Source organism: Halodurantibacterium daqingense, from assembly GCF_042666235.1.
Classification (GTDB): Bacteria; Pseudomonadota; Alphaproteobacteria; order Rhodobacterales; family Rhodobacteraceae; genus Halodurantibacterium; species Halodurantibacterium daqingensis.
The window spans coordinates 67,884-91,333 of record NZ_JBHTFQ010000002.1 but is presented as its reverse complement, the minus strand read 5'-3'; the positions used below and the strand labels follow the sequence as shown (position 1 = coordinate 91,333).

The window sequence follows — 23,450 nt, the reverse complement described above, 5'->3', positions numbered from 1 at the left end:
GATGCCGCCTGCCCCTTTCCATGCCGATCTGGCGCAGGGTCCTGAAGGGGGGCGGGCAACTTGGCTGCAGGCCGACGATGGCCTGCGGCTGCGGATGCTTCTGTGGCCCGCCCAATCCAAGGGACGGGTTCTGGTGCTGCCCGGGCGCGGGGAATACGGCGAGAAATACGGCCCTGTCGCCTCCGAGCTTGCACGCCGCGGCTATGGCACCGTCACGCTTGACTGGCGTGGCCAAGGGCTTTCGGATCGGCTGCTGACCGATGTGCAGGCGGGTCATGTCGGTGATTTTTACGACTATCAGCGGGATCTTGCCGCAGTTCTTGCGGCGCTGGAGGCGGCGGGCGAGCCTGCACCCATGTTCATGATCGCCCATTCGATGGGCGGCTGCATCGCCCTGAGGGCGCTGATGAACGGGCTGCAGATGAGGGCCGTGGCCTTCAGCGCGCCGATGTGGGGGATCGACATGTCGATCCGGCTCCGTTCGGCCGCCTGGGGGCTGTGCACCGCCGCCTGGCTGGGCCGGTTCAGCCACAGCTATGTTCCCGGATCGGGGCCGGGCAGCTGGGTGCTGACACAGCCCTTCGACACCAACAGCCTTACCTCTGACCCCGAAGCCTACAGATGGATGGTGGCGCAACTGGTGGCGCGGCCCGAGCTGGGCATAGGCGGCCCGACGCTTGGGTGGCTGAATGCGGCGCTGCGGGAAACCGCACTGCTTTCGCTGCGACCCTCGCCCCCCATCCCCGCCTTCACGGCGGTCGGCACGCAAGAGACGATCGTTTCCGTCGCGGCCATCCACAGACGCATGACGCAGTGGCCCGGCGGCAGGCTCGAGGAGCTTCCCGGGGCGCGCCACGAGATCCTGATGGAGCGCCCGATGGTGCGACAGGCATTCTACGACGCGGCCACCACTCTTTTTGATGCAGGACGTCCCGGGGCCGCACCCAGCGGCTGACACCAGCACGGCGGGCAGCCCGGAGGGCCGCGCCGCATCCCGCTGGCCGCAGCCTGGCTGCGCGCTATAGTGCAGATCATGGCGGTTCTGACCTTCACCGACAGGGGCATCTACTGCCCTGCAGGCGATTTCCACATCGACCCCTGGCGCCCCGTGGACCGGGCGCTGATTACCCATGGCCATTCGGATCACGCCCGTCCCGGGCATCAGCGCTATCTCGCGACCGAAGCCGCAGCGCCGGTCATCCGGCACCGGCTGGGCGCGATCCGGATCGAGACCATCCGCTATGGCGAGGCACGGCGGATCGGAGATGCGACGGTATCGTTCCATCCCGCAGGCCATGTTCCGGGCTCGGCGCAGATCCGGGTCGAGGTCGCGGGCGAAGTCTGGGTCGTGTCGGGTGACTACAAGCTGCAGCGCGATGCGCTGTCGGAACCGTTCGAGCCGGTGCCCTGCCACGCCTTCATCAGCGAATGCACCTTCGGCCTGCCGGTCTTTCGCTGGCAGGATCCGGCCATCGTCACGGAAGCGATCGGCGCCTGGTGGGCTTCGAACCGGGCCGAGGGGCGGTTTTCCGTCATCGGCGCCTATGCCTTCGGCAAGGCACAGCGGCTGCTGGCCGGGGTGGCGCCGGCGGGGCCGATTCTGACACATGGCGCGGTCGAGGCCACGAACCAAGTGCTGCGCGATCAGGGCATTGCCTTGCCCGAGACGGTGCAGGTGACCCCGGATCTCGACATCAAGGCCTTCCCGGGCGCGTTGGTCATTGCGCCGCCCTCGGCGCTTGGCGGACCGTGGATGCGGCGTTTCGGCCCGGCGTCGACCGCCTTTGCCAGCGGCTGGATGGCCCTGCGCGGTGTGCGGCGCAGGCGGGCGGCCGACCGGGGATTCGTGATCTCGGACCACGCCGACTGGCCTGGGCTGAACGCCGCGATCCGCGCCACGGGGGCCGAACGGATCTTTGTCACCCATGGCTATACGGCGCAGTTCCGCCGCTGGCTGGTGGATCAGGGCTTTGACGCGGAGGTTGTCGCCACGGAATATGAAGGCGAGATGCTTGAGACCTCCAGCGCACCCGCAACACCCGAGGTCGAGGAATGAAGCGCTTTGCCCGGCTGTTCAACGCGCTCGACCGCACCACGCGCACGAACGCCAAGGTCGCGGCCCTTGCTGCCTACTTCCGCGAAGCGCCCGAGGATGACCGGCTCTGGACCATCGCGCTTCTTTCGGGGCGGCGCCCGCGGCGCGCGGTGAATGCCACACAGCTTCGGCTTTGGGCGGCGGATCGGGCGGGCATCCCGCTCTGGCTGTTCGAGGAAGCCTATCCCGTCGTCGGCGATCTGGCCGAGACGATCGCCCTTGTCCTGCCGCCCCCTGCCCGCGAAAGTGACCTGCCCCTGTCGCACTGGACGCGGCTTCTGCTGGATCTTGGCCCGGCGCGCGAGGCCGAGAAGAAGACAGCGATTCTGGACGCCTGGGACCAGCTGGACGAGACCGAACGGTTTCTGTTCAACAAGCTGGTCACCGGCGGGTTTCGCATCGGCGTCAGCCAGAAGCTGATGACCCGGGCGCTGGCCGAGGCGACGGGCCAGGATGAGGCCGTTCTCGCCCATCGGCTCATGGGCGACTGGGCCCCGCAATCGACAAGCTTCGCCGCGCTGGTATTGAGCAATGATCCGGCGGCCGACCTGTCCCGCCCTTATCCCTTCTGCCTTGCCCATGCGGTCGAGGGCGATCCGGCGGCGCTGGGGCCGGAGGCTGACTGGCTCGCGGAATGGAAATGGGACGGCATCCGGGCGCAGCTGATCCGGCGCGGAGGTGAACATTACCTCTGGTCGCGGGGTGAGGAACTGATGACCGACCGCTTTCCGGAATTCGCGGCCCTGCGCGATTTCCTGCCCGACGGCACCGTGATCGACGGCGAGGTTCTGGCCTGGGGACAGGACATCCCCCTGCCCTTTGCCGCCCTGCAGAAACGGATCGGGCGCAAGACCGTGCCGAAAAAGTTGCTGGCCGAGGCGCCGGCGATGATGCTCGCCTACGACCTGCTGGAATGGGAGGGACGGGACATCCGCATGCAGCCCTTCTGTGAACGCCGGCGGCTGCTGGAGGGGGCGCTGGCATCGCTGCCGCCCGCGCTGCCGCTTCGCCCCTCGCCGCTGGTCGAGATCGCCGATTGGCAGGCACTGGCCGAGCGGCGGGCCGCGGCGCGTACCGAGCTGGCCGAGGGGCTGATGCTCAAGCGCCGCAACGCCCCCTATCATGCGGGGCGCAAGCGCGGCGACTGGTGGAAATGGAAGCTCGACCCGCTGACCATCGACGCGGTGATGATCTATGCGCAGGCGGGCCATGGGCGACGCGCGACCCTTTACACCGACTTCACCTTTGCCGTGTGGGACGGCCCCGACCTCGTGCCTTTTACCAAGGCCTATTCGGGGCTCACCGATGCCGAGTTCAACCAGATCACGAATTGGGTCCGTCGCAACACGCTGGAACGGTTCGGCCCCGTCCGCCGGGTGAACCCCGAACTGGTGTTCGAGATCGCCTTCGAGGGCATTCAGGAAAGCACGCGCCATAAATCGGGGGTGGCGCTGCGGTTCCCGCGCATGGCGCGCTGGCGGCTCGACAAGCCCGCGTCCGAGGCCAACACCCTTGCCGATCTGCGCGAGATGCTGGCGACTTACGGCTAGGTGCCTTGCAGCCGGGCGGCCCAAGGACATATGTTCAGGCGAACGCAAGAATGAGGTTTCCTGATGTTGTCCCACCTGCCCCGCCCCGTCTTTGACGCCAATGCCAGCGCCGGTGGGGGTCTGGGGCAACTGCCCGAGTGGGACCTGACCGACCTCTATCCCGCCCCCGACGCGCCCGAAGTCACCCGAGACATGGACTGGCTGGAACAGGCCTGCGCCGATTTCGCGGCGGATTACGAAGGCAAGCTGGCGACGCTTGACGCGGCGGGGATGCTGGATTGCGTCGAGCGCTATGAGGAAATCGACATCATCGCCGGACGGCTGATGTCCTATGCGGGCCTGCGCTATTACCAGAACACGATGGACAGCGAGCGTGCCAAGTTCATGGCCGATGCGCAGGATCGCATTACAGCCTTCACCACGCCGCTGGTCTTCTTCAGCCTGGAATTCAACCGGCTGGAGGATGCGCATCTGGAACGGCTGCTGGAAGCGAATGCCGACCTCGCCCGCTATCGCCCGGTGTTCGAGCGGATGCGCGCCATGCGCCCGCACCAGTTGTCGGACGAACTTGAACGCTTCCTCCACGACCAGTCCACAGTGGGCGCGGCGGCATGGAACCGCCTGTTCGATGAAACGATGGCCGGGCTGACCTTTCAGGTCGTGGGCGAAACGCGGAACCTTGAGGAAACGCTGAACCTGCTGACGGACCCCGACCGTTCGCGGCGCGAGGATGCGGCAAAGGCACTGGCCGAAGTCTTCCAGAAGAACGTCCGGCTGTTCGCCCGCGTCCACAACACGCTGGCCAAGGAAAAGGAAATCAGCGACCGCTGGCGCAAGATGCCGACGCCGCAGACCGGCCGACACCTGTCGAACCACGTCGAACCCGAGGTGGTCGAGGCGCTGCGCAATGCCGTCGTCGCGGCCTACCCGAAGCTCTCGCATCGCTACTACGCGTTGAAGGCCAAATGGATGGGTCTGGACAAGCTGGAGGTCTGGGACCGGAACGCCCCCCTCCCGATCGAGACGCCCAGGACCGTTGGCTGGGATGAGGCCCGCAAGCTGGTGAGCGACGCCTATGAAGGCTTCGATCCGCGCATGGCCGAACTGGCCGCGCCGTTCTTTACGAAGGGTTGGATCGATGCGGGCGTGAAGCCGGGCAAGGCGCCGGGGGCCTTTGCCCACCCGACGGTGACGACTGTTCATCCCTATGTGATGCTCAACTACATGGGCAAGCCGCGGGACGTGATGACGCTGGCGCATGAACTTGGGCACGGCGTCCATCAGGTGCTGGCGGCAGGTCAGGGTGAGCTTCTGTCATCCACCCCCCTGACACTGGCGGAAACCGCAAGCGTCTTTGGCGAGATGCTGACCTTCAAGACGCTGCTGTCCCGCGCCAAGACCGAAGGCGAACGGAAGACCCTGCTCGCCGGCAAGGTCGAGGATATGATCAACACGGTCGTGCGCCAGATCGCCTTCTACGACTTTGAATGCAAGCTGCACGCCGCACGGCGCGAGGGCGAACTGACCCCCGACGACATCAACGCCCTGTGGATGAGCGTGCAGGCCGAAAGCCTCGGCGACGCGTTCAACTTCATGGACGGGTATGAGACGTTCTGGACCTATGTGCCGCATTTCGTGCACTCGCCCTTCTACGTCTATGCCTACGCGTTCGGCGACGGGCTGGTGAACGCGCTCTACGCCGCTTATGAGGAAGGTCTGCCCGATTTTCAGGAGAAGTATTTCGAGATGCTGAAGGCCGGCGGGTCGAAGCACCACAAGGAGCTTCTGGCCCCCTTTGGCCTCGACGCGAGCGATCCGAAATTCTGGGACAAGGGCCTCAGCATGATCGCCGGCATGATCGACGAACTGGAAGCCATGGGCTGACGAAAGGGCCGCCACCCGAAGGTGGCGGCCCTGAACTTCCGATCCGGATGCCGTGTCAGAAGCTGAAGTTCACGCCCACGCGCAGCGAATGGAAGTCCGGCGTGGCGCTGGTGCCGCGGCCAAGATCATCATTGATGCGGTACTTGCCGAGGTTGGTGTAGTTGTATTCACCACGGATCGACCAGGACTGATCCCAGGCCCATTCCACGCCTGCACCCACCACATAGCCGGTGCGGTTGGTCGTATCGTTGATCGAGGCGACGCCGTCACCGTTCACCGCGTAGTCGACTTCGCCATGGGCCACGCCGCCCGTGACGTAAAGCAGCGTGTCGTTGGTTGCCTGGACGCCGGCCTGAGCCTTTGCGGTCAGCAGGTAGTTGATGCTCATGCTGGAGTCGACGCCATCGACCGAAGCACTCGAGCCCACGTCCGAACCGTCAAGCCCGATCTCGCCACCGAACACGAAGTTGTTGTAGCCCCAGCGGTAGCCGGCATGGACGCCGCCAATGACGCCGTCATTCTCAAGAACACCATAGTCCGTCACCGGGCCGCCTTCGATGCCGACGCCAACGGTGTCATCGCCGCTGAAGCCCCAGCCAAGCGAAGCACCGACATAGGGGCCGACAAAGCGGTTCAGAGGTGCTGCGACCGGCGCCGGGGCGGCCGGGATGATGGTCGGCTCGGCGATCGGCGCCGTGGGGCCGCCGGCAATCGCCGACAGCGGGAAAAGGGCGGCGGCGCCCAGAATGCCAGCCGTGAGGGAGAGGTGGGGAAAACGTTGTGCCATACTAAGTACTCCATATGAACCCCGCAGCTTCTGGCGAAGCCCGCGGCGTGATACCCGAAAGATGGCATTGCCATACTTACGCGGCAAGGACAGAGCCCCGAATAGCAAAATGACCCGCGCAGAAAATCTGCCACGCGGGTATTTTTAACACAGTTTTAACCTTCCTCTGTCGCGTACAGCGCGCTACAGAAAACATGTGCTGCCGAAAGTGGCAGCGAACATCTTTCGGTCATCCCCCCGATCTTCTTCTTCATCTTCCCTGCCCTGCAGTCAGGATTCGGTCAAGTGCTCTCTGATTGCCCTGTGAAAACTCCAGCGGGCAGGCGAAGGGCAGCCCCTGCTGCACGCTTGCGCAGAAGGCTTCGACCATCAGCCGGTAATGATCGACGCCGGAATAATCCTCGATCATCAGGGTTCCGTCCGGTCGCGCCCAGTGCAACTGCGTCGGACCATAGACATTGGCATTGAAGGGCGCGGTCAGTCGCAGCCATCCCTCTTCGCCGTGAAACACCATTTCCTGACGCGGGTGCAACCGCATCCCGCAGGAAAAGGACAACGAGACATCGCCGAATTCGGCCCAGACCCGCGCAAAGGTGTCCACGCCGCTTTCAAGCTCGAACCTGGCAACGACATCATCGGGTTCGCGCCCCGTGACGAAGCGGGTGCCGATCAGCGGATAGACCCCGATGTCATAGATGCCGCCGCCGCCCATCTCGGCGCGGTTACGGATATTGCCGGCGTCGGTGTTGCGATAGGTGAAGACCCCATCGACATGGCGCAGGCGCCCGATCGCGCCATCCTTCAGCAGGTCGCGCGCGCGCTGCCATTGCGGGTGGTGCAGGATCATGAAGGCTTCGGCCGCCATCAACCCCGTTTCGTCACGGGCCGCGATCAGTCGGTCGATCTCGGACGCGGCTAGCGCGATGGGCTTTTCGCACAGCACATGCTTGCCCGCCCGCAACGCGCGTTCCGTCCATTCGACATGCAGGTGGTTGGGCAGCGGAACATAGACTGCGTCGATATCCGGATCCTGCAGCAGCGCCTCATAGCTGTCGTGGATGCGCAACCCGGGATAGCGCGCCAGGAAGGGCTGCGCCTTTTCGGCGGATTGTGTTGCCAGCGCGACCAGCGCGGCGCCTTCGGCCTGATGGATGGCGGGACAGACGAAATTGCGGGCGATCTTGGCCGCACCAAGAACGCCCCAGCGCAGATGGGTCATGCAATCCTCCTCGTGGTTGCGCCGATGTTAGCGCAACCAGATGCCGAGCGGAAGCATCACGCCGGGGTGAGCATGCCCTTTTCCCGCGCGAGGTCGCGCATGCGTTTCTGCAATTTCTCGAAGGCACGGACCTCGATCTGGCGGATACGCTCGCGGCTGACTTCGTATTGCGCCGACAGATCCTCGAGCGTGACCGGCTGGTCCTGCAACCGCCGCTGCATCAGGATATCCTTTTCGCGGTCATTGAGCACATCCATCGCCTGCATCAGCAGCGCCCGCCGGGCCTCAAGCTCGTCGCGTTCGGCATAATCGCCGGCCTGGTCGGCATCTTCGTCTTCAAGCCAGTCCTGCCACTGTGTCGCCCCTTCGCCATCCATGCCGACAGTCGCATTCAGCGACGCATCGCCGCCCGACATGCGCCGGTTCATGGCGATCACCTCATCTTCGGTGACCGAGAGATCCTTGGCGATCTGGGCCACGTTCTCGGGGCGCAGATCGCCTTCCTCCAGCGCGCCGATGCGGGATTTCGCCTTGCGCAGGTTGAAGAACAGTTTTTTCTGCGCGCTGGTGGTGCCGAGCTTCACGAGGCTCCAGGACCGCAGGATGTATTCCTGGATGCTCGCCCGGATCCACCACATCGCATAGGTCGCAAGGCGGAAGCCTTTTTCGGGGTCAAAGCGCTTGACGGCCTGCATCAGGCCGACGTTCGCCTCGGAGATCACCTCGGCCTGCGGCAGGCCATAGCCGCGATAGCCCATGGCGATCTTCGCCGCGAGCCGCAGATGCGAGGTGACCAGCTTGTGCGCTGCCTGCGCATCCTGGTGATCCACCCAGCGTTTGGCCAGCATGTATTCTTCCTCGGGCTCCAGCATCGGGAACTTGCGGATTTCCTGAAGATAGCGGTTCAGGCCCTGTTCCGGGCTGGGGGCGGGAAGATTGGTATAGCTGCTCATGTCGATGTCCCCCTTGCGAGACGATGCCACGGCCCCTGCCGCAGCTCCGCGGTTTTCCTTTCAGATGCACGTCCAACGGATCGCGCGCCATATTTGTGTCAGCGCTTCACGCTGATGTGTCCTCCCGTGACGCGGCCCTTTCCGACAACGTATCAAGCAGCGCCTGCATATCGGGTGGAATCGGGCTGTGAAATTCAAGCCATTCCTGCGTCACCGGATGGGAAAACCCCAGCGTGGCGGCGTGAAGCGCCTGCCGTGGGAAGGCCTCGACCGCGGCCGCAGCCGCAGCGCCCAGCGCCTTGGCCGCCGGCTTGCGGCGCCCGCCATAGGTCGGATCGCCCACCAGCCCATGTCCGGCATGGGCAAGGTGCACCCGGATCTGATGGGTGCGCCCGGTTTCCAGCCAGCATTCCAGCAGGGCGACCGAGGGCGGCGTTCCGAAGCTTTCCAGCACCCGCGCCCGCGTGACAGCATGGCGTCCCCCCTGAAACAACACGGCCTGACGCTGGCGATCGGTCTTGTGCCGGGCGAGGTGCGTGGTGATCTTGAGGATGTTTCCCGGCTCGAAGCTGGCGCCGCGCACCCCGCGCAGGCGCGGATCCGCGGCGTCGGGCACCCCGTGACACAGGGCAAGATAGCGGCGATGGGCGCTGTGGCTTTCGAACTGGGCCGCCAGCCCGTGGTGCGCCCGGTCCGATTTGGCCACGACCAGCAGCCCCGAGGTATCCTTGTCGATCCGGTGCACGATGCCGGGCCGCCGCTCACCGCCGATGCCGGAAAGCGTATCGCCGCAATGGTGCAGCAGCGCGTTGACCAGGGTGCGGTCGGGTGAACCGGGCGCGGGATGCACGACCATCCCCGCCGGCTTGTCGATCACGATCAGATCGCCGTCCTCCCAGACCACGTTCAGCGGGATGTCCTGCGCCAGGGTCTCGACCGGCTCGGGCGCGTCAAGGCGGATCGTCAGCACCTCGCCCTCGGACACGCGGGCCTTGGCCTCGGTCAACACCTCGTTCCCGCGCGATACGGCCCCTTCGGCAATCAGCCGCGCAAGGCGCGAACGTGACAGCGCGGCCGCCTCTGGCACATCGCGGGCAAGCGCCTTATCAAGGCGGTCGGGCGGGTTGGCGGCGATCGTCACCTGAAGCGACTGCATGGGATACCCCGATGACTGACAAGGATGCCCCCGGGCCGGTGCCCCGCGAGCTTCGGTTTCTGAAACGGCTGGTCACGGTGCTGACCGTCGTGATGATTGCAGGGCTTGTAATCATCATCGCGCTGCTTGTCACCCGGCTGACCCTGATCCCGCCCAAGTCTGCGCTGCCGGCGCTCCCCGAGGCGATTTCCCTGCCCGAGGGCAGCAGCGCCCACGCCTTCACCCAAGGCACCGGCTGGTTCGCGGTGGTGACCGATGGCGACGAAATCCTGATCTTCGACAGCACTGACGGCGCCCTGCGCCAGCGCATCCGGATCGACTAGGCGATCAGCATCTCGGCCAGATCGAAAAGCTGGTCGAAATGATCCAGAAGCGCCTCGGGCTGCAGGGCCGCCACCTCGCGCCCCGAAGGTCCGAAGGTGATCAGCGCCACCGGCACACCTGCAGCGCGCGCGGTTTCGCGGTCGGTCGCCGTATCCCCCACCAGCATCGAGCGCCCCACCACGCCCCCGGCCCGCTCGACCGCAGCGCGGTAAGGCAACGGATCGGGCTTGCGCACGGGCAGCGTGTCGGCCCCGACAAGCGAAGCAAAGACATCGCGAAAACCCAGCTGGCGCAACAGCGTCTCGGCCAGGCCCTCGGGCTTGTTGGTGCAGATGCCAAGGCGATAGCCCGCGCCGGCAAGCCGCGCCACGGCATCCTCGACGCCGGGATAAAGCCGCGTGTGCGTGGCGATTTCATCGGCATAGGCCTGCAGAAGCAGCGGATACTGTTCATCCACCAGTGCCTCGGTCCAATCCCGCGACACGCGCCCGAGGCCCAGCCGCAGCATCGCCCGCCCACCGTGAAAGGCGGTCAGCGCATCCTGTTCGGGATGCAACAGATCGCCGTGGCCCAGCCCGCGGAAACAGACGTTGGCCGCGGCGATCAGATCGGCGCTGGTATCGGCGATGGTGCCGTCAAGGTCGAAAATTACCGTCCGCGTCATCCAAACCCCCGAAGCCCGCGCCTGTAATGCGTGGTAAAGAGAAGTGATCCCGCCACCCTTGCGGCGACACTGCCCATCGGTAAAACGGGCACAAGCGAAAGAAAAGGCCCGACGGGGCGCAGCAAAGGCAGACCATGGCAGTTTCCTTCATCATCCTCGCCGCCGGACAGGGCACGCGCATGAACTCCGAACGGCCGAAGGTGCTGCACGCGCTGGCCGGGGCGCCGCTGCTGGCCCATGCCATGGCCACCGCCGACCGGCAGGGCCCGGACCGCGTGGTGGTTGTCACCGGTCATGGCGGGACCGAGGTGGCGCGCACGGCGCGCGGCCTCAACCCCGATGTGCAGGTGGTTGAACAGGCCGAACAGCTTGGCACTGCCCATGCCGTCCTGCAGGCCGCCCCGGCGCTGAAGGGCGCAGGGGGCGATGCGGTGGTGCTTTATGGCGACACGCCCTTCATCAGCGACGCGACGATCGAGGCGATGCTGCGCGCCCGGGCCGATCATCATGTGGTGGTCCTGGGCTTCAAGGCGCGCGATCCGGGCCGCTATGGACGGCTGGTGATGGAGGGGTCGGAACTGGCCCGCATCGTCGAATGGAAGGACGCCACCGAGGAAGAGCGCGCGCTCACCCTGTGCAACTCCGGCGTCGTTTGCGCCGATGCCGCGCTGCTGATGGCGCTTGTGGCCGAGGTTGGCAACGACAATGCCGCCGGGGAATACTACCTGCCCGATATCGTGGCCCTGGCGCGGGCGCGCGGGCTTTCAGCCGGCGTCGTGACCTGCGACGAAGCCGAGACGCTGGGCATCAACACCCGTGCAGAACTTGCCGCAGCCGAAGCCGCCTTCCAGGCCCGCGCCCGCGCCGAGGCGCTGGAAAACGGTGTAAGCCTGATCGCCCCGGAAACGATCCATTTCGCCTTCGATACGGTCGTGGGCCGCGATGCGGTGGTCGGGCCGAACGTGGTCTTCGGCCCCGGCGTCACGGTTGAATCGGGCGCCGAGATCCGCGCCTTCTGCCATCTCGAGGGTTGCCATGTCAGCCAGGGCGCACAGGTCGGGCCCTTTGCGCGGCTGCGTCCCGGCGCCGAACTGTCCGAAGGCGCACGGGTCGGAAACTTTGTCGAGATCAAGAACGCCGTGCTGGACGCGGGCGCGAAGGTCAACCACCTCAGCTATGTCGGGGATGCCCATGTCGGCGAAGGTGCCAACATCGGCGCGGGCACTGTCACCTGCAACTATGACGGCGTCTCCAAGCACCGGACCGAGATCGGCGCCCGCGCCTTCATCGGATCGGACACGATGCTTGTTGCGCCGGTGCGGATCGGTGCGGGGGCGATGACGGCAAGCGGTTCGGTCATCACCGCCGATGTTCCCGCCGATGCGTTGGCGGTGGGCCGCGCGCGGCAGGTCACCAAGGAGGGATTTGCGCGGCGCCTGTTCGAAAAACTGCGCGCCGCCAAGGGGGGCCACTGACATGTGCGGGATCATCGGCGTTCTGGGCAGCCACGAGGCTGCCCCCCTCATGGTCGAGGCGCTCAAGCGGCTCGAGTATCGCGGCTATGACAGCGCGGGCATCGCGACCGTGCATCAGGGGCGGCTGGACCGCCGGCGTGCGGTGGGCAAGCTTGTGAACCTCTCGGACCTTCTGGTTCACGAACCGCTGGCGGGCAAGGCGGGGATCGGCCACACCCGCTGGGCCACCCATGGCGCGCCCAGCGTCACCAATGCCCATCCTCACCGCGCCGGCGGCGTGGCGGTGGTTCATAACGGCATCATCGAGAACTTCCGCGAACTTCGCGAAGAGCTTTCGGCCGCCGGAGCCCAGTTCCAGACCGAGACCGACACCGAAACCATCGTGCTGCTGGCCGAGCGTCACATGGCCGAAGGCATGAGCCCCGCCGAGGCCGCCGAGGCCACGATCCGCCGCCTGACCGGGGCCTTCGCCCTGTGCTTCCTGTTCGACGGCGAGGACGACCTGCTGATCTGCGCGCGGCAGGGGTCGCCCCTTGCCATCGGCCATGGCGAGGGCGAAATGTTCGTCGGCTCGGACGCGATCGCGCTGGCGCCGCTGACCGACCGGATCACCTATCTGGAAGAGGGCGACTGGGCCGTCATCACCCGCAAGGGCGCCGAGATCTTCGACGCCGCCGGCCGGCGCGCCAATCGCGCGGTCACGCAGATCCAGATCGGCGCCGCCCGGATCGACAAGGGTGGCTACAAGCACTTCATGGCGAAGGAAATCGCCGAACAGCCCGGCGTGATCGGCTCGGCGCTGGATCATTATCTGAGTGACGCCGGGATCGAGATGCCGGGCCTCGATTTCGCCGTCTGCGACCGGCTGGTGATGGTGGCCTGCGGCACGGCCTCTTATGCCTGCATGGTGGCGAAATACTGGTTCGAGCAGCTTGCCGGCCTGCCCGTCGAGGTGGATATCGCAAGCGAGTTCCGCTATCGCGAACCGCCGCTGTCGCCGGCCTCCTGGTCGGTTTTCGTCAGCCAGTCTGGCGAGACAGCCGATACGCTCGCCGCCCTGCGCTACACGAAAGAGAAGGTCGCCAAGGTCGTCTCGGTCGTCAATGTCTCGACCAGCTCCATCGCGCGGGAAAGCGACGTGGCGCTGCCGATCCTTGCGGGGGTCGAGGTGTCGGTCGCCTCGACCAAGGGGTTCACCTGCCAGCTGACGGTTCTGGCACTGATGGCGCTGAAGGCCGCGGTGGATCGGGGGCGCATGGATGCGGATCAGCTTGCCGCCCATCTTGCGCATCTGCGCAACCTGCCGGGGCTGATGAACCACGCGCTGCTGCTGGGCAATGACGTGGCCCGCATCGCCGCCGATCTCGCCGAAGCGCAGGACATCCTGTTCCTGGGGCGCGGGCCGATGTATCCGCTGGCGCTGGAAGGCGCGCTGAAGCTGAAGGAAATCAGCTATATCCACGCCGAAGGCTATGCATCTGGCGAACTGAAGCACGGGCCGATCGCCTTGATCGACCAGCATGTGCCGGTGGTGGTTCTGGCCCCGCGTGACGCGCTTTATGAAAAGACGGTCTCGAACATGCAGGAGGTGATGGCCCGGCATGGCAAGGTGCTGCTGATCTCGGATGCCGAAGGCGTGCACGAGGCCGGCGCGGGCGTCTGGCGCAGCCTTACCCTGCCCCGGATCGAACCCTGGCTGGCGCCGGTGCTTTACGCTCTGCCCGCGCAGATGCTGGCCTATCACACCGCAATCGCCAAGGGGACGGATGTGGACCAGCCGCGCAACCTTGCGAAATCGGTGACGGTGGAATGACCCCCGAGGATGCGATCACGGCCCTGCGCGCCGAAGGTAATCCGCAGAAGGCCGCCGAAATGGCCGCCTACCACAAGACCGGACGCGAGGTTCTGGGGGTGGCGGCGCCGGCCATCGACCGCCTTGCCCGCAGCTGGCGCGAGAGCATGGCGCTTGAGGATCGGCTGGCACTGGCGGCAGGCCTCTGGGACGGCGGCATCTTCGAGGGCAGGATCGCGGCGGCCAAGCTGCTGACCCAGGCGCGCATCCGCCCCGATGATGCCGGGGCCTGGACGCTGATCCTTGCCTGGGCGCCCGAATTCGACGGTTGGGCCATTGCCGATGCCGCCTGCATCGCCGGGCAGAAGCGTCTTCTGGCCGATCCAGGGCGGCTTGCCGCGGTCGAGGAATGGACGCGGCACGAAAACCTCTGGACCCGCCGCGCGGCGCTGGTAATCACGCTGCCCTGGGCCAAGATGAACTTCCCCAAACCCGAGGATCTGGAGATCCGCGAACAGGTGCTGGGCTGGGCGGCGCGCTATGTCGCGGATCGCGACTGGTTCATCCAGAAGGCCATCGCCTGGTGGATCCGGGACCTGTCCAAGCACGACGCAGCCCGCGCCCGCGCCTTTCTGGAAGCCGAGGGCGCCAGGCTCAAATCCTTTGCCCGGCGCGAGGCGGCGCGTTATCTCAATCTCAGCGCGTAAAGACCTGAACGGTCGGCAACGCGGTCAGCGGAAGGCCCAGCGCCTGATAGGCCGAAAGCGACAGCCGCCCGCCGGTATCGCTTGCCGGGATCAGCGTCACGTTTACCGCCTGCCCATTGGCCGCGACCACCCGCCCCGGGGTTTCGGTGCTGACCAGCGGCGTGCGCAGCCAGAAGCCCGTTTCCGCCGGATTGCCCAGCGACACGGTGTTGCGCCCAAGTTCCTGCCCCCCGGTGGCCGGCGCCCTTGCAGCGGCACGTTCTTCGGCGCTGGCGGTATCGAAATCGGCCGCGCTTCGGGCCGTCGCCCCGGGGCGCGGCGCGGGCGAAGCGCTTGCAGGCGCAGCCGCGGGTTGCGCAGTCTGGGGCGGGCTGTGCGCGGTGTCGGCACAGGCGGCAAGACCAAGGGCCAGCGCCAGCGCGGCGGGCAGCCGCAGATGACCACCGGCCAACGTGGCAGGCGAAGCGGGGATATGGGGGGCGCGATCTCTCATCGCTCAAGGGTAGTTCGGCAGGGACAGTCTTTCAACCGGCACCTGAACCGACAATAAAGCTGGCTGCGCGGCTTTCCGCCGCTTGCCCCCGAACGGCTGCGCGCCTACCTTGGTGCCATGAACGCGCCGCTCATCGACCCATTCGCCCGCCCCATCAGCTATCTGCGAGTCTCGGTGACGGACCGCTGCGATTTCCGCTGTGTCTATTGCATGGCCGAGAACATGACCTTCCTGCCGAAGAAAGAGCTTCTGACGCTGGAAGAGCTTGACCGGCTGTGTTCGGCCTTCATCACCCTCGGGGTCGAGAAGCTGCGCATCACCGGGGGCGAGCCCCTGGTGCGCCGCGACATCATGACCTTCTTCCGCGCCATGTCACGCCACCTTGACAGCGGCGCGTTGCGCGAACTGACCGTGACAACCAACGGATCGCAGCTGCGCCGGTTTGCGGCCGAACTTGCAGCCTGCGGGGTGCGGCGGATCAACGTATCGCTTGATACGCTGGTGCCCGAGAAATTCGCGGCCATCACCCGCTGGGGCCGGCTCGAGCAGGTGCTTGACGGTATTGACGCCGCGCGCGGGGCCGGGCTCCGGGTCAAGATCAACACGGTCGCGCTCAAGGGCTTCAACGAGGACGAGCTGTTCGCCCTCGCCGACTGGTGCGCGCGCGAGGACATGGACCTCACCTTCATCGAGGTGATGCCCATGGGCGATCTTGGCAACGAGGACCGGCTTGACCAGTACTGGCCGCTGCGTGATCTGCGCGCACGCCTCGCTGACCGGTTCACGCTGACCGATCTTGCGGAACGGTCCGGCGGGCCGGCGCGCTATGTGCGCCTTGAGGAAACCGGCCAGAAGATCGGTTTCATAACGCCGCTGACCCATAATTTCTGTGAAAGCTGCAACCGCGTGCGCCTGACCTGCACGGGCGAGCTTTACATGTGCCTGGGCCAGGAAGACCGCGCCGATCTGCGCCTGCCCCTGCGTGCCTCGGCCGATGACGCGCTTCTGCACGAGGCGATCCGCACTGCCATCGCGCGCAAGCCCAAGGGCCATGATTTCGACTATTCGCGCCAGCAGGTCTCGGGGCAGATGACCCGCCACATGAGCCATACCGGCGGCTAGGAGACGATCTTCAGGCCCACCAGGCCTGCCACGATCATGCCGATACAGACCAGCCGCGCCGTGTGCACCGGATCCCCGAACAGCACGATGCCCAGCACCGCCGTGCCCACGGCGCCGATGCCCGTCCAGATCGCATAAGCCGTCCCCACGGGCAGATCCCGCAGCGCAAGGCCCAGAAGCGCAAGGCTGACGGCCATCGCGCCCAAGGTAAGAACCGTCGGCAGCGGACGGCTGAAGCCTTCGGTATATTTCAGCCCGATCGCCCATCCGATCTCGAACAGGCCCGCAAGTGTCAGGATGATCCAGGGCATGGTGTCCCCTCACGTTGTCGGCACGGGTCGTCCCGGCAATGTCAGGAATGCTGCGGGCCGTCCCGCACCCCGGAAAGGTGGTCGGCCCTGCGCGCAAAGTCAAGCCGGCGCCGGCAGGCTTGCGACCGGGGCGCCACGGGTCTAGAAGCGGCGCATCCCGCCCCCGCCGCCAACCGAAAGGCCCGAGATGATCCCCCGCTATTCCCGCCCCGAAATGGTCGCCGTCTGGTCCCCCGAAAGCCGCTTTCGCATCTGGTTCGAGATCGAGGCCCATGCCTGCGACGCCATGGCGGATCTGGGTGTGATCCCGAAGGCCAATGCCGAGGCTGTCTGGAAGGCAAAGGATGCCCAGTTCGATGTGGCCCGCATCGACGAGATCGAGGCCGTGACCAAGCATGACGTGATCGCCTTCCTCACCCATCTTGGCGAGATCGTCGGCCCGGACGAGGCACGCTTTGTCCACCAGGGCATGACCAGCTCGGACGTGCTCGACACCTGTTTCAACATCCAGCTGGTGCGCGCGGCCGATATCCTGCTGGCTGACATGGACCGGCTGCTCGCCGCACTCAAGCGCCGGGCGATGGAGCACAAGGACACGATCCGCATCGGGCGCAGCCACGGCATCCATGCCGAACCGACGACGATGGGCCTGACCTTTGCCCGCTTCTACGCGGAAATGGACCGCAACCGCCGCCGGCTTCAGGCGGCGCGCGCCGAGGTGGCGACCGGGGCCATTTCCGGCGCGGTCGGAACCTTTGCCAATGTCGATCCCCGCGTCGAGGAACATGTCTGCAAGATGCTTGGCCTCACGCCCGAGCCGATCTCGACCCAGGTGATCCCGCGTGACCGTCATGCGGCCTTCTTCACCACGCTTGCCGTCATCGCCTCCTCGATCGAAAACGTCGCCATCGAGGTGCGCCACATGCAGCGCACCGAGGTGCTTGAGGCCGAGGAGTTCTTCTCGAAGGGCCAGAAGGGCTCAAGCGCGATGCCGCACAAGCGCAACCCGGTACTGACCGAGAACCTGACCGGCCTCGCCCGCATGGTGCGCTCGATGGCGATCCCCGCGCTTGAGAATGTGGCGCTGTGGCACGAGCGCGACATCTCGCATTCCTCGGTCGAGCGCAACATCGGCCCCGATGCGACCGTGACGCTGGATTTTGCCCTTGCCCGGCTGACCAGCGTGGTCGAAAACCTCGTCGTCTATCCCGACAACATGCTGAAGAACCTGAACAAGTTCCGCGGCCTGGTTCATTCGCAGCGTGTGATGCTGGCCCTGACCCAGAAGGGTGTCAGCCGCGAGGACAGCTATCGCCTCGTGCAGCGCAATGCGATGAAGGTCTGGGAACAGGACGCCGATTTCATGACCGAGCTCAAGGCCGATCCGGAAGTGCGGGCGGCGCTGAGTGATGCAGAGATCGAGGAGAAATTCGACCTCGGCTACCACACGAAACATGTGGATACGATCTTTGCCCGAGTGTTCGGCACCGAATAACGGCGCAATGGCGGCGCTTCTCTGATATGATCGGGGTTCCTCAACCCTGAAACAGGAGAAGCGCCGTGATGAAATCTCTCCTCTTCGCCGTGGTCGCGCTGATGCTCGTGCCGGGCTTTGCCTTGGCCATGTGCAGCGATCGCAAGATCCCGTCCTCGGCCTCGGGCTGTGCCGAAGGTCAGATCTGGGATGCCGAAACCCTGCGCTGCACCAGTGCCGTCACCGGCTGACCTCCGGCGCTAACCGCAGCTTAAGGCTTTGCTGCGACAGTGCCTTCGGTGAACTTCGGAGGTGCAGGTGTCGACAGCTTTGGCATTGGGAAAACTGGGTTTCGGATCGCAGGGCTTTGGTGCGGCCGAGGTCGTTGAAGATGCGCGCCCCAAGCGGATGCCGCCGCGACTCAGCCAGCGACAGAAGGCGGCCGTGATCGTCCGCCTCCTCCTGGCCGAGGGTGCACCGCTGCCGCTTCAGGCCCTCCCGGAAGAGCTTCAGGCCGAACTGACGCGGCAGCTGACCGAATTGCGCCTGATCGATCGCGATACGCTTTCCGCGGTGATCGAGGAATTCTCTGCCGAGCTGGACTCGGTAGGCCTGTCCTTCCCTGGCGGAATCGACAGCGCGCTGTCGCTTCTGAACGGCCATATCAGCAGTGGCGCCGCCAACCGGCTGCGGCGCATGGCGGCCGCTGCGGGCGAAGGCGATGCCTGGGACCGGATCATCGCTCAGGATACGAAGGAACTGCTGCCGCTTCTTGAACAGGAAAGCGTCGAGGTCGGCGCGGTCCTGTTGTCCAAGCTGGGGGTCACCAAGGCCGCCGAATTGCTGGGCAAGCTGCCGGGCGACAAGGCACGCCGCATCGCCTATGCCGTGTCCCTGACCAGCGATGTCGATCCGGAAACCGTGCGCCGCATCGGCCTGTCGCTTGCCTCGCAGATCGAGGCCAAGCCGCCCCGCGCCTTCCCCAAGACTCCGGTGGAACGTGTCGGTGCCATCCTGAACTTTGCCGCAGACGAAAAGCGCGAAGAGGTTCTGCAGGGGCTCGAGGAGACCGACAGCGACTTTGCCGAGCGGGTGCGTCGGGCGATCTTCACCTTCCGCAACATCCCCGAACGCGTCGAACAGCGCGATATCGCCAAGGTCGTGCGGGCCGTGGAACAACGACTCCTGATCCTGGCCCTGGCAAGCGCGCAGGGCGAGGATCGGATCGTGGCCGATTTCATCCTTGACAACATGTCGCAACGCCTTGCGGCGACGCTGAGGGACGAGATGGCGGAACTCAGGTCCTGGCGCGACAAGGATGCCGAAGCAGCCCGCAATGCGGTCGTCGCAGCGATCCGGACGCTGGAGGCGGATGGCGACATCATCCTGATCCAGCCCGAGGAGGAGTGATCCGGCGGGCACGGAACATCCCGCGTTACCCTGCGTTTCGGTGTCGGACGGGGCGTTCTGAGCGCCCCCTGACGAAGGAGAACGCAGCATGAGCGACGCGGACAGACCCGGCACCTCCGGCGCGAAGCGGGATTCGGACGGCAGGACGGCAGGTTCGGTGGCGCCTGAAACCGGAACCCATGACCGGGACGAGCGGCAGGACAAGGCCGGTTTCGACACCAGCCCGCCCCCGACGGACCCCGGCCAGAGCCATCGCAATCCTGGTCTGCATGACGGCCCGCCCCCTGAACAGGAGGGTTGGCGCGAATTCGACGTCGACAGCCCCAGCGGCACATGGGTCGGAGACGCGCCCTATCCCGGCCCGCCACCGACGACCGACGAAGAAGCCGCGATACCCGAGGATGACGTGCCGCAGCGGGATGCGGGTGCGGATATCCTGCTCACGCTGACCGCGGTTCTTGAAGAAGATGTGACGCTTGAGATCGACGACCTTTCGGTCGAGGTGCGCGGAACAACCGTGATCCTGCGCGGCAGTGCCGCGCGCCCCGAGGATCGCGAGCGCGCGGCCGATCTGGCCGGGAATATCGGCGCGGTGGAGAGGGTCGAGAACCTGATCGCGGTGAACAACTAGGGCGTGCTGCCACTCAGGCGAACCGGATGCGCAGCAGTGCGGCGCGCCCGAGTGCCCGCCAGTCTCTGCCACGCGCCGGTCAGCCCCGCGCGCATGGCGGGTCGCGCCCACGGGTGATGCCGGGCGCAGGACGGCGACGGCCAGATTGATGGTCTTGGGCATCAGCCGCCGGAAGCGATCCGCCCCTTCGGCTGCGGCACTCAGTAAAGCCGCGGCGATCCTTTCCCGACCCGGCATGGCGCCGCCACCCGGGCGCAAGCTTTTTCGCCGCGCCTGTACAGGACCCATCTAGGGGTTATCGCCCACCCCAACCTTGAAGACCGGGGCACATCTCTGTCCGAGGGCAGACGGGCTCGCGTCGCTTGACGGGCGGCGCGTGGGCGTCAGAGGCTTGTTATCATCGGGCATGCTTGTCCGGAAGCGCAGCGCAGGGCCGCTGGTTTGACCAGCAGCACTCCCCGCACAGCTTGCACGGATGCTCCGCCCAGGCGCAGACCCCGGAGGCTCTGCCCGACGGGGATTGAAGCAGATGCCGCTCGACGAACCGGAGCGTCCGAGGCGCCGGCCGGCTGGCTGCGGCGCTGCCCTCGGTGAAAGACAGGGCCGCGACAACGGACGTCGTTCCGCGGTGTGACTTCGCGCGCTGCGGCACAACGCGTGATCCCGCAGCCTAGACCTTGGCTGCCACTGCCCTGTCGCGTAGCGACTTCCAATGCGCCGCCGCGCGTTTGTCCAGCTCGAGCACGAGCAAGAGCAGCACGCCCGCGCCGGCACACTCCAGAAGCTGGAGCGGCGACAGCGCCACGGTGCCGAACAGGCGCTGCATCGGCGGCAGATAGGTAAAGATCGCCTGCAGCATCACCACGAGCCCCACCGCCATCAGAACGGCGCGCGTTCCCTTTGCCCCCTGCCAGGTCAGCGAGGCCCCGTGCCGGTAGCGGACCGAGAACAGATAGAACACCTCCATCGCGACCAGGGTGTTGACGGCCATGGTCCGCGCTGCCTCGACCGTGCCGCCCAGCCACAGTTCCAGGGCGAACTGGCCAAAGACGCCGATCGTGAACAGGATCGACACCAACAGCACGCGCCACAGAATGAAGCGCGAAACGATCGGCGCGTCGGGGCGGCGGGGCGGCCTGCGCATCACCTGGTTTTCGGCCGGCTCGAAGGCCAGGGCCATCGCCAGCGCGACCGAGGAGATCATGTTCACCCACAGGATCTGCAGCGGCGTGATCGGCAGGACCAGACCAAGCATCAGCGCCAGCACGAGGCTGAGGCTCTCGCCTCCATTGACGGGAAGAAGAAAGGTGATGACCTTCTTGAGATTGCCGTAGACCGTGCGACCCTGACGCACCGCCTCGGCGATCGATGCAAAATTGTCGTCGGTCAGCACCAGATCCGCGGCCTGGCGCGCCGCCTCGGATCCCTTCTGACCCATGGCAATCCCGGCATCGGCACGCTTGAGCGCGGGCGCGTCGTTGACGCCGTCGCCGGTCATGGCCACCACCGCCCCCTGCGCCTGCAGGGCGCTGACCAGCCGCAGCTTGTGTTCGGGACTGGTGCGGGCAAAGACATCGGTCGCGACAACGGCACCCTGCAGGGACAGATCGTCGAGCCTGTCCAGGTCAGCGCCGGTCAGAACCGTGTCCGTCCGCTTCAAGCCGATCTGCCGGCCAATTGCTGCCGCAGTCCCGGCATGGTCGCCCGTGATCATCTTGACCGCGATCCCCGCCTCATGACACTCGCGCACGGCCACGATCGCTTCGTCGCGTGGCGGGTCGATCAGGCCGGTCAGCCCCAGCAGCACCAGCCCCTGATCCAGGTCATCATGCCCAAGCCGGTCGCCGTCATGCGGCTTGAGCGCCAGAGCAAGAACCCGCATGCCCTGGGCTGCGGTTTCCTCGGCAGCATCAAGCCAGAACTGACGATCCAGCGGTTGCGATCCATCCGCGGTGGCCTGCAGGGATGCGCGGTCCAGCAACTGTTCGGGCGCGCCCTTGATCAACGCGAACCGGCCTTCGGGAAGGTCATGCAGCACCGCCATGTAGCGGTAGCGCGCATCGAAGGGGATCACGGACAGCGCCGCATCGCCGGGGCTTGCGCCGAGCTTGCCAGCCAGCGCCAGCAGCGCGCCCTCCATCGGATCGCCCTCGACGCGCCACTGCGGCGCTTCGTGCAATTGCGCGGTGTTGCACAGCGCAGCGACCCGGCCCAGATCGCGCAGGACGCGGCCGGGCTGCACCTTCGCACCATCGCGCAGCAGGTCGCCTTCGGGCGCATAGCCGGTTCCGGTGACCTCATGGCGCCCCTCGGCTGTGACCAGATGCGTGACCGTCATCTCGTTCCGGGTCAGGGTTCCCGTCTTGTCCGAGCAGATGACCGACACCGCGCCCAGCGTTTCGATCGACGGAAGCCTGCGCACGATCGCATGGCGGCGCGCCATGGTCTGCACCCCGATGGCAAGCGTCACGGTAAGAACGGCAGGCAAGCCTTCGGGGATGGCAGCGACGAACAGGCCGACGACGACCATGAACGCCTCGGGGAAGGCCATGCCGCGCAGGAATACAGCGAAAGCGAGGATGAGGCCCGAAAGCGCGATGATGATTCCGGTAAGGTAGCGCGCAAAGACCGCCATCTGCCGGATGAGCGGCGTGGTCAGTTCCTGCACCTCCCCCATCATGGTGCTGATGCGCCCGATCTCCGAGTCCGCCCCGGTTGCCGTTACCACGCCCGTACCGCTACCTTCGGCAACCATCGTGCCACTGAACAGCATCGGCAGCCGGTCGCCCAGCGCCGCGTCGGGCGCAACGGGAGCAAGCTGCTTGCGCACCGGCACCGATTCCCCGGTCAGGATCGCTTCTTCCACGGTCAGCCCCTGGACTGCGATCAGCCGCAGATCCGCCGGCACCCGATCCCCCGCCTCGAGCCAGACGACATCCCCCACGACCAGATCAGCCGCAGGCACCGTCACGCGCACGCCGTCCCGCCAGAGGCTCGCCTTCGGGGCCAGCATGTCGCGCAGCGCCTCGAGCGCCTGTTCCGCGCGCCCCTCCTGCACAAAGCCGATGACGGTGTTCGCCAGCACGACCGCCAGAATGACGCCCGTATCCAGCCAGTGGCCCAGAAGAGCCGTGATCCCTGCCGCCGCGATCAGCACCAGAATCAGCAGATTGTTGAACTGGCGCATGAACCGCGCAAGCGCCGTCTGGCGGGGAGGTTCGGGCAGACGATTGGGTCCATTCTGCGCCAGACGCCGGAGCGCTTCATCGTTGCTCAGCCCGCGGGGACGACTTGCGACGGCGGCAAGGACGGCTTCTGCCGGCTTGGCCCACGGCGCTGCGGTGGGCGTGTCTGCGGGCGCTTCTGGCGCGGACGTTGCTGTTTTCATGCTGGTCTTCACCGT

At 66.1% G+C, this 23,450-nt stretch carries 21 protein-coding genes; 13 read left to right on the top strand and 8 right to left on the bottom strand.

The genetic code is table 11. The features are described 5' to 3' along the window. The first annotated feature begins 1 nt into the window (after window position 1). The 4 genes from ACFQXB_RS03820 to ACFQXB_RS03805 all read left to right on the top strand — a co-directional run bounded on the left by ACFQXB_RS03820 (window position 2) and on the right by ACFQXB_RS03805 (window position 5,529). On the top strand, window positions 2-955 hold the full coding sequence (locus tag ACFQXB_RS03820; RefSeq protein ID WP_377399399.1) for an alpha/beta fold hydrolase: 954 nt from the start codon (window positions 2-4) through the stop codon (window positions 953-955). Between the two features lie 78 nt (window positions 956-1,033). Next, window positions 1,034-2,056: a ligase-associated DNA damage response exonuclease gene (locus ACFQXB_RS03815; RefSeq protein WP_377399396.1), complete on the top strand. Its 1,023-nt coding sequence runs from the start codon at window positions 1,034-1,036 to the stop codon at window positions 2,054-2,056. Then, window positions 2,053-3,645: an ATP-dependent DNA ligase gene (locus ACFQXB_RS03810; protein ID WP_377399393.1), complete on the top strand. Its 1,593-nt coding sequence runs from the start codon at window positions 2,053-2,055 to the stop codon at window positions 3,643-3,645. Before ACFQXB_RS03815 ends, ACFQXB_RS03810 begins: the two co-directional genes overlap by 4 nt. A 63-nt stretch (window positions 3,646-3,708) precedes the next feature. Then, entirely contained in the window at window positions 3,709-5,529 is a 1,821-nt protein-coding gene (locus tag ACFQXB_RS03805; protein WP_377399390.1) for a M3 family oligoendopeptidase, read from the top strand. 55 nt (window positions 5,530-5,584) lie between these two features. On the opposite strand, the gene ACFQXB_RS03800 is transcribed toward ACFQXB_RS03805, so the two are convergent. The 4 genes from ACFQXB_RS03800 to ACFQXB_RS03785 form a co-directional block, all read right to left on the bottom strand. Beyond that, on the bottom strand, window positions 5,585-6,316 hold the full coding sequence (locus tag ACFQXB_RS03800; RefSeq protein WP_377399387.1) for an outer membrane protein: 732 nt from the start codon (window positions 6,314-6,316) through the stop codon (window positions 5,585-5,587). A 250-nt stretch (window positions 6,317-6,566) separates the two neighbouring features. Then, entirely contained in the window at window positions 6,567-7,535 is a 969-nt protein-coding gene (locus ACFQXB_RS03795) for a Gfo/Idh/MocA family protein (RefSeq protein ID WP_377399384.1), read from the bottom strand. A gap of 56 nt (window positions 7,536-7,591) precedes the next feature. Then, window positions 7,592-8,488: an RNA polymerase sigma factor RpoH gene (gene rpoH, locus ACFQXB_RS03790; protein ID WP_377399381.1), complete on the bottom strand. Its 897-nt coding sequence runs from the start codon at window positions 8,486-8,488 to the stop codon at window positions 7,592-7,594. 106 nt (window positions 8,489-8,594) lie between these two features. Then, entirely contained in the window at window positions 8,595-9,644 is a 1,050-nt protein-coding gene (locus ACFQXB_RS03785) for an RluA family pseudouridine synthase (RefSeq protein ID WP_377399377.1), read from the bottom strand. A gap of 11 nt (window positions 9,645-9,655) precedes the next feature. On the opposite strand from ACFQXB_RS03785, the gene ACFQXB_RS03780 reads away from it, so the two are divergent. Further along, window positions 9,656-9,967, top strand: coding sequence for a DUF6476 family protein (locus ACFQXB_RS03780; RefSeq protein WP_377399375.1), 312 nt, complete (start codon window positions 9,656-9,658; stop codon window positions 9,965-9,967). On the opposite strand, the gene ACFQXB_RS03775 is transcribed toward ACFQXB_RS03780, so the two are convergent. Then, window positions 9,964-10,632 carry an HAD-IA family hydrolase gene (locus ACFQXB_RS03775; RefSeq protein ID WP_377399373.1) on the bottom strand — a complete coding sequence of 223 codons (669 nt, stop codon included), beginning with the start codon at window positions 10,630-10,632 and terminating at the stop codon, window positions 9,964-9,966. The two genes, ACFQXB_RS03780 and ACFQXB_RS03775, sit on opposite strands and share 4 nt — an antisense overlap. Before the next feature lie 134 nt (window positions 10,633-10,766). On the opposite strand from ACFQXB_RS03775, the gene glmU reads away from it, so the two are divergent. The 3 genes from glmU to ACFQXB_RS03760 are packed head-to-tail and all read left to right on the top strand — an operon-like array spanning window position 10,767 to window position 14,606. Beyond that, on the top strand, window positions 10,767-12,107 hold the full coding sequence (gene glmU, locus ACFQXB_RS03770; RefSeq protein WP_377399370.1) for a bifunctional UDP-N-acetylglucosamine diphosphorylase/glucosamine-1-phosphate N-acetyltransferase GlmU: 1,341 nt from the start codon (window positions 10,767-10,769) through the stop codon (window positions 12,105-12,107). 1 nt (window position 12,108) lies between these two features. After that, complete coding sequence (gene glmS / locus ACFQXB_RS03765) at window positions 12,109-13,920, top strand: glutamine--fructose-6-phosphate transaminase (isomerizing) (protein ID WP_377399367.1); 1,812 nt, start codon at window positions 12,109-12,111, stop codon at window positions 13,918-13,920. Further along, window positions 13,917-14,606, top strand: coding sequence for a DNA alkylation repair protein (locus tag ACFQXB_RS03760; RefSeq protein WP_377399364.1), 690 nt, complete (start codon window positions 13,917-13,919; stop codon window positions 14,604-14,606). Before glmS ends, ACFQXB_RS03760 begins: the two co-directional genes overlap by 4 nt. Here the strand turns inward: ACFQXB_RS03760 and ACFQXB_RS03755 are convergent. Then, window positions 14,596-15,099, bottom strand: a complete 504-nt coding sequence (locus ACFQXB_RS03755) for a hypothetical protein (protein WP_377399361.1) — start codon at window positions 15,097-15,099, stop codon at window positions 14,596-14,598. The two genes, ACFQXB_RS03760 and ACFQXB_RS03755, sit on opposite strands and share 11 nt — an antisense overlap. Window positions 15,100-15,216: 117 nt before the next feature. On the opposite strand from ACFQXB_RS03755, the gene moaA reads away from it, so the two are divergent. Beyond that, window positions 15,217-16,221, top strand: a complete 1,005-nt coding sequence (gene moaA / locus ACFQXB_RS03750; protein ID WP_377399358.1) for a GTP 3',8-cyclase MoaA — start codon at window positions 15,217-15,219, stop codon at window positions 16,219-16,221. On the opposite strand, the gene sugE is transcribed toward moaA, so the two are convergent. Beyond that, on the bottom strand, window positions 16,218-16,532 hold the full coding sequence (gene sugE / locus ACFQXB_RS03745) for a quaternary ammonium compound efflux SMR transporter SugE (RefSeq protein WP_377399355.1): 315 nt from the start codon (window positions 16,530-16,532) through the stop codon (window positions 16,218-16,220). The two genes, moaA and sugE, sit on opposite strands and share 4 nt — an antisense overlap. A 187-nt stretch (window positions 16,533-16,719) precedes the next feature. On the opposite strand from sugE, the gene purB reads away from it, so the two are divergent. From purB to ACFQXB_RS03725, 4 genes are all read left to right on the top strand, one after another. Further along, entirely contained in the window at window positions 16,720-18,027 is a 1,308-nt protein-coding gene (purB, locus tag ACFQXB_RS03740) for an adenylosuccinate lyase (RefSeq protein WP_377399352.1), read from the top strand. Window positions 18,028-18,095: 68 nt separating this feature from the next. Then, the gene (locus ACFQXB_RS03735; protein ID WP_377399349.1) at window positions 18,096-18,257 is read left to right on the top strand and encodes a hypothetical protein; all 162 of its coding nucleotides are present in this window, start codon (window positions 18,096-18,098) and stop codon (window positions 18,255-18,257) included. Between the two features lie 67 nt (window positions 18,258-18,324). Then, window positions 18,325-19,416, top strand: a complete 1,092-nt coding sequence (locus ACFQXB_RS03730; RefSeq protein WP_377399346.1) for a flagellar motor switch protein FliG — start codon at window positions 18,325-18,327, stop codon at window positions 19,414-19,416. Between the two features lie 88 nt (window positions 19,417-19,504). After that, window positions 19,505-20,047, top strand: coding sequence for a BON domain-containing protein (locus ACFQXB_RS03725; RefSeq protein WP_377399343.1), 543 nt, complete (start codon window positions 19,505-19,507; stop codon window positions 20,045-20,047). A 670-nt stretch (window positions 20,048-20,717) separates the two neighbouring features. On the opposite strand, the gene ACFQXB_RS03720 is transcribed toward ACFQXB_RS03725, so the two are convergent. Continuing rightward, window positions 20,718-23,435: a cation-translocating P-type ATPase gene (locus ACFQXB_RS03720; RefSeq protein WP_377399340.1), complete on the bottom strand. Its 2,718-nt coding sequence runs from the start codon at window positions 23,433-23,435 to the stop codon at window positions 20,718-20,720. Window positions 23,436-23,450 lie beyond the last annotated feature (15 nt).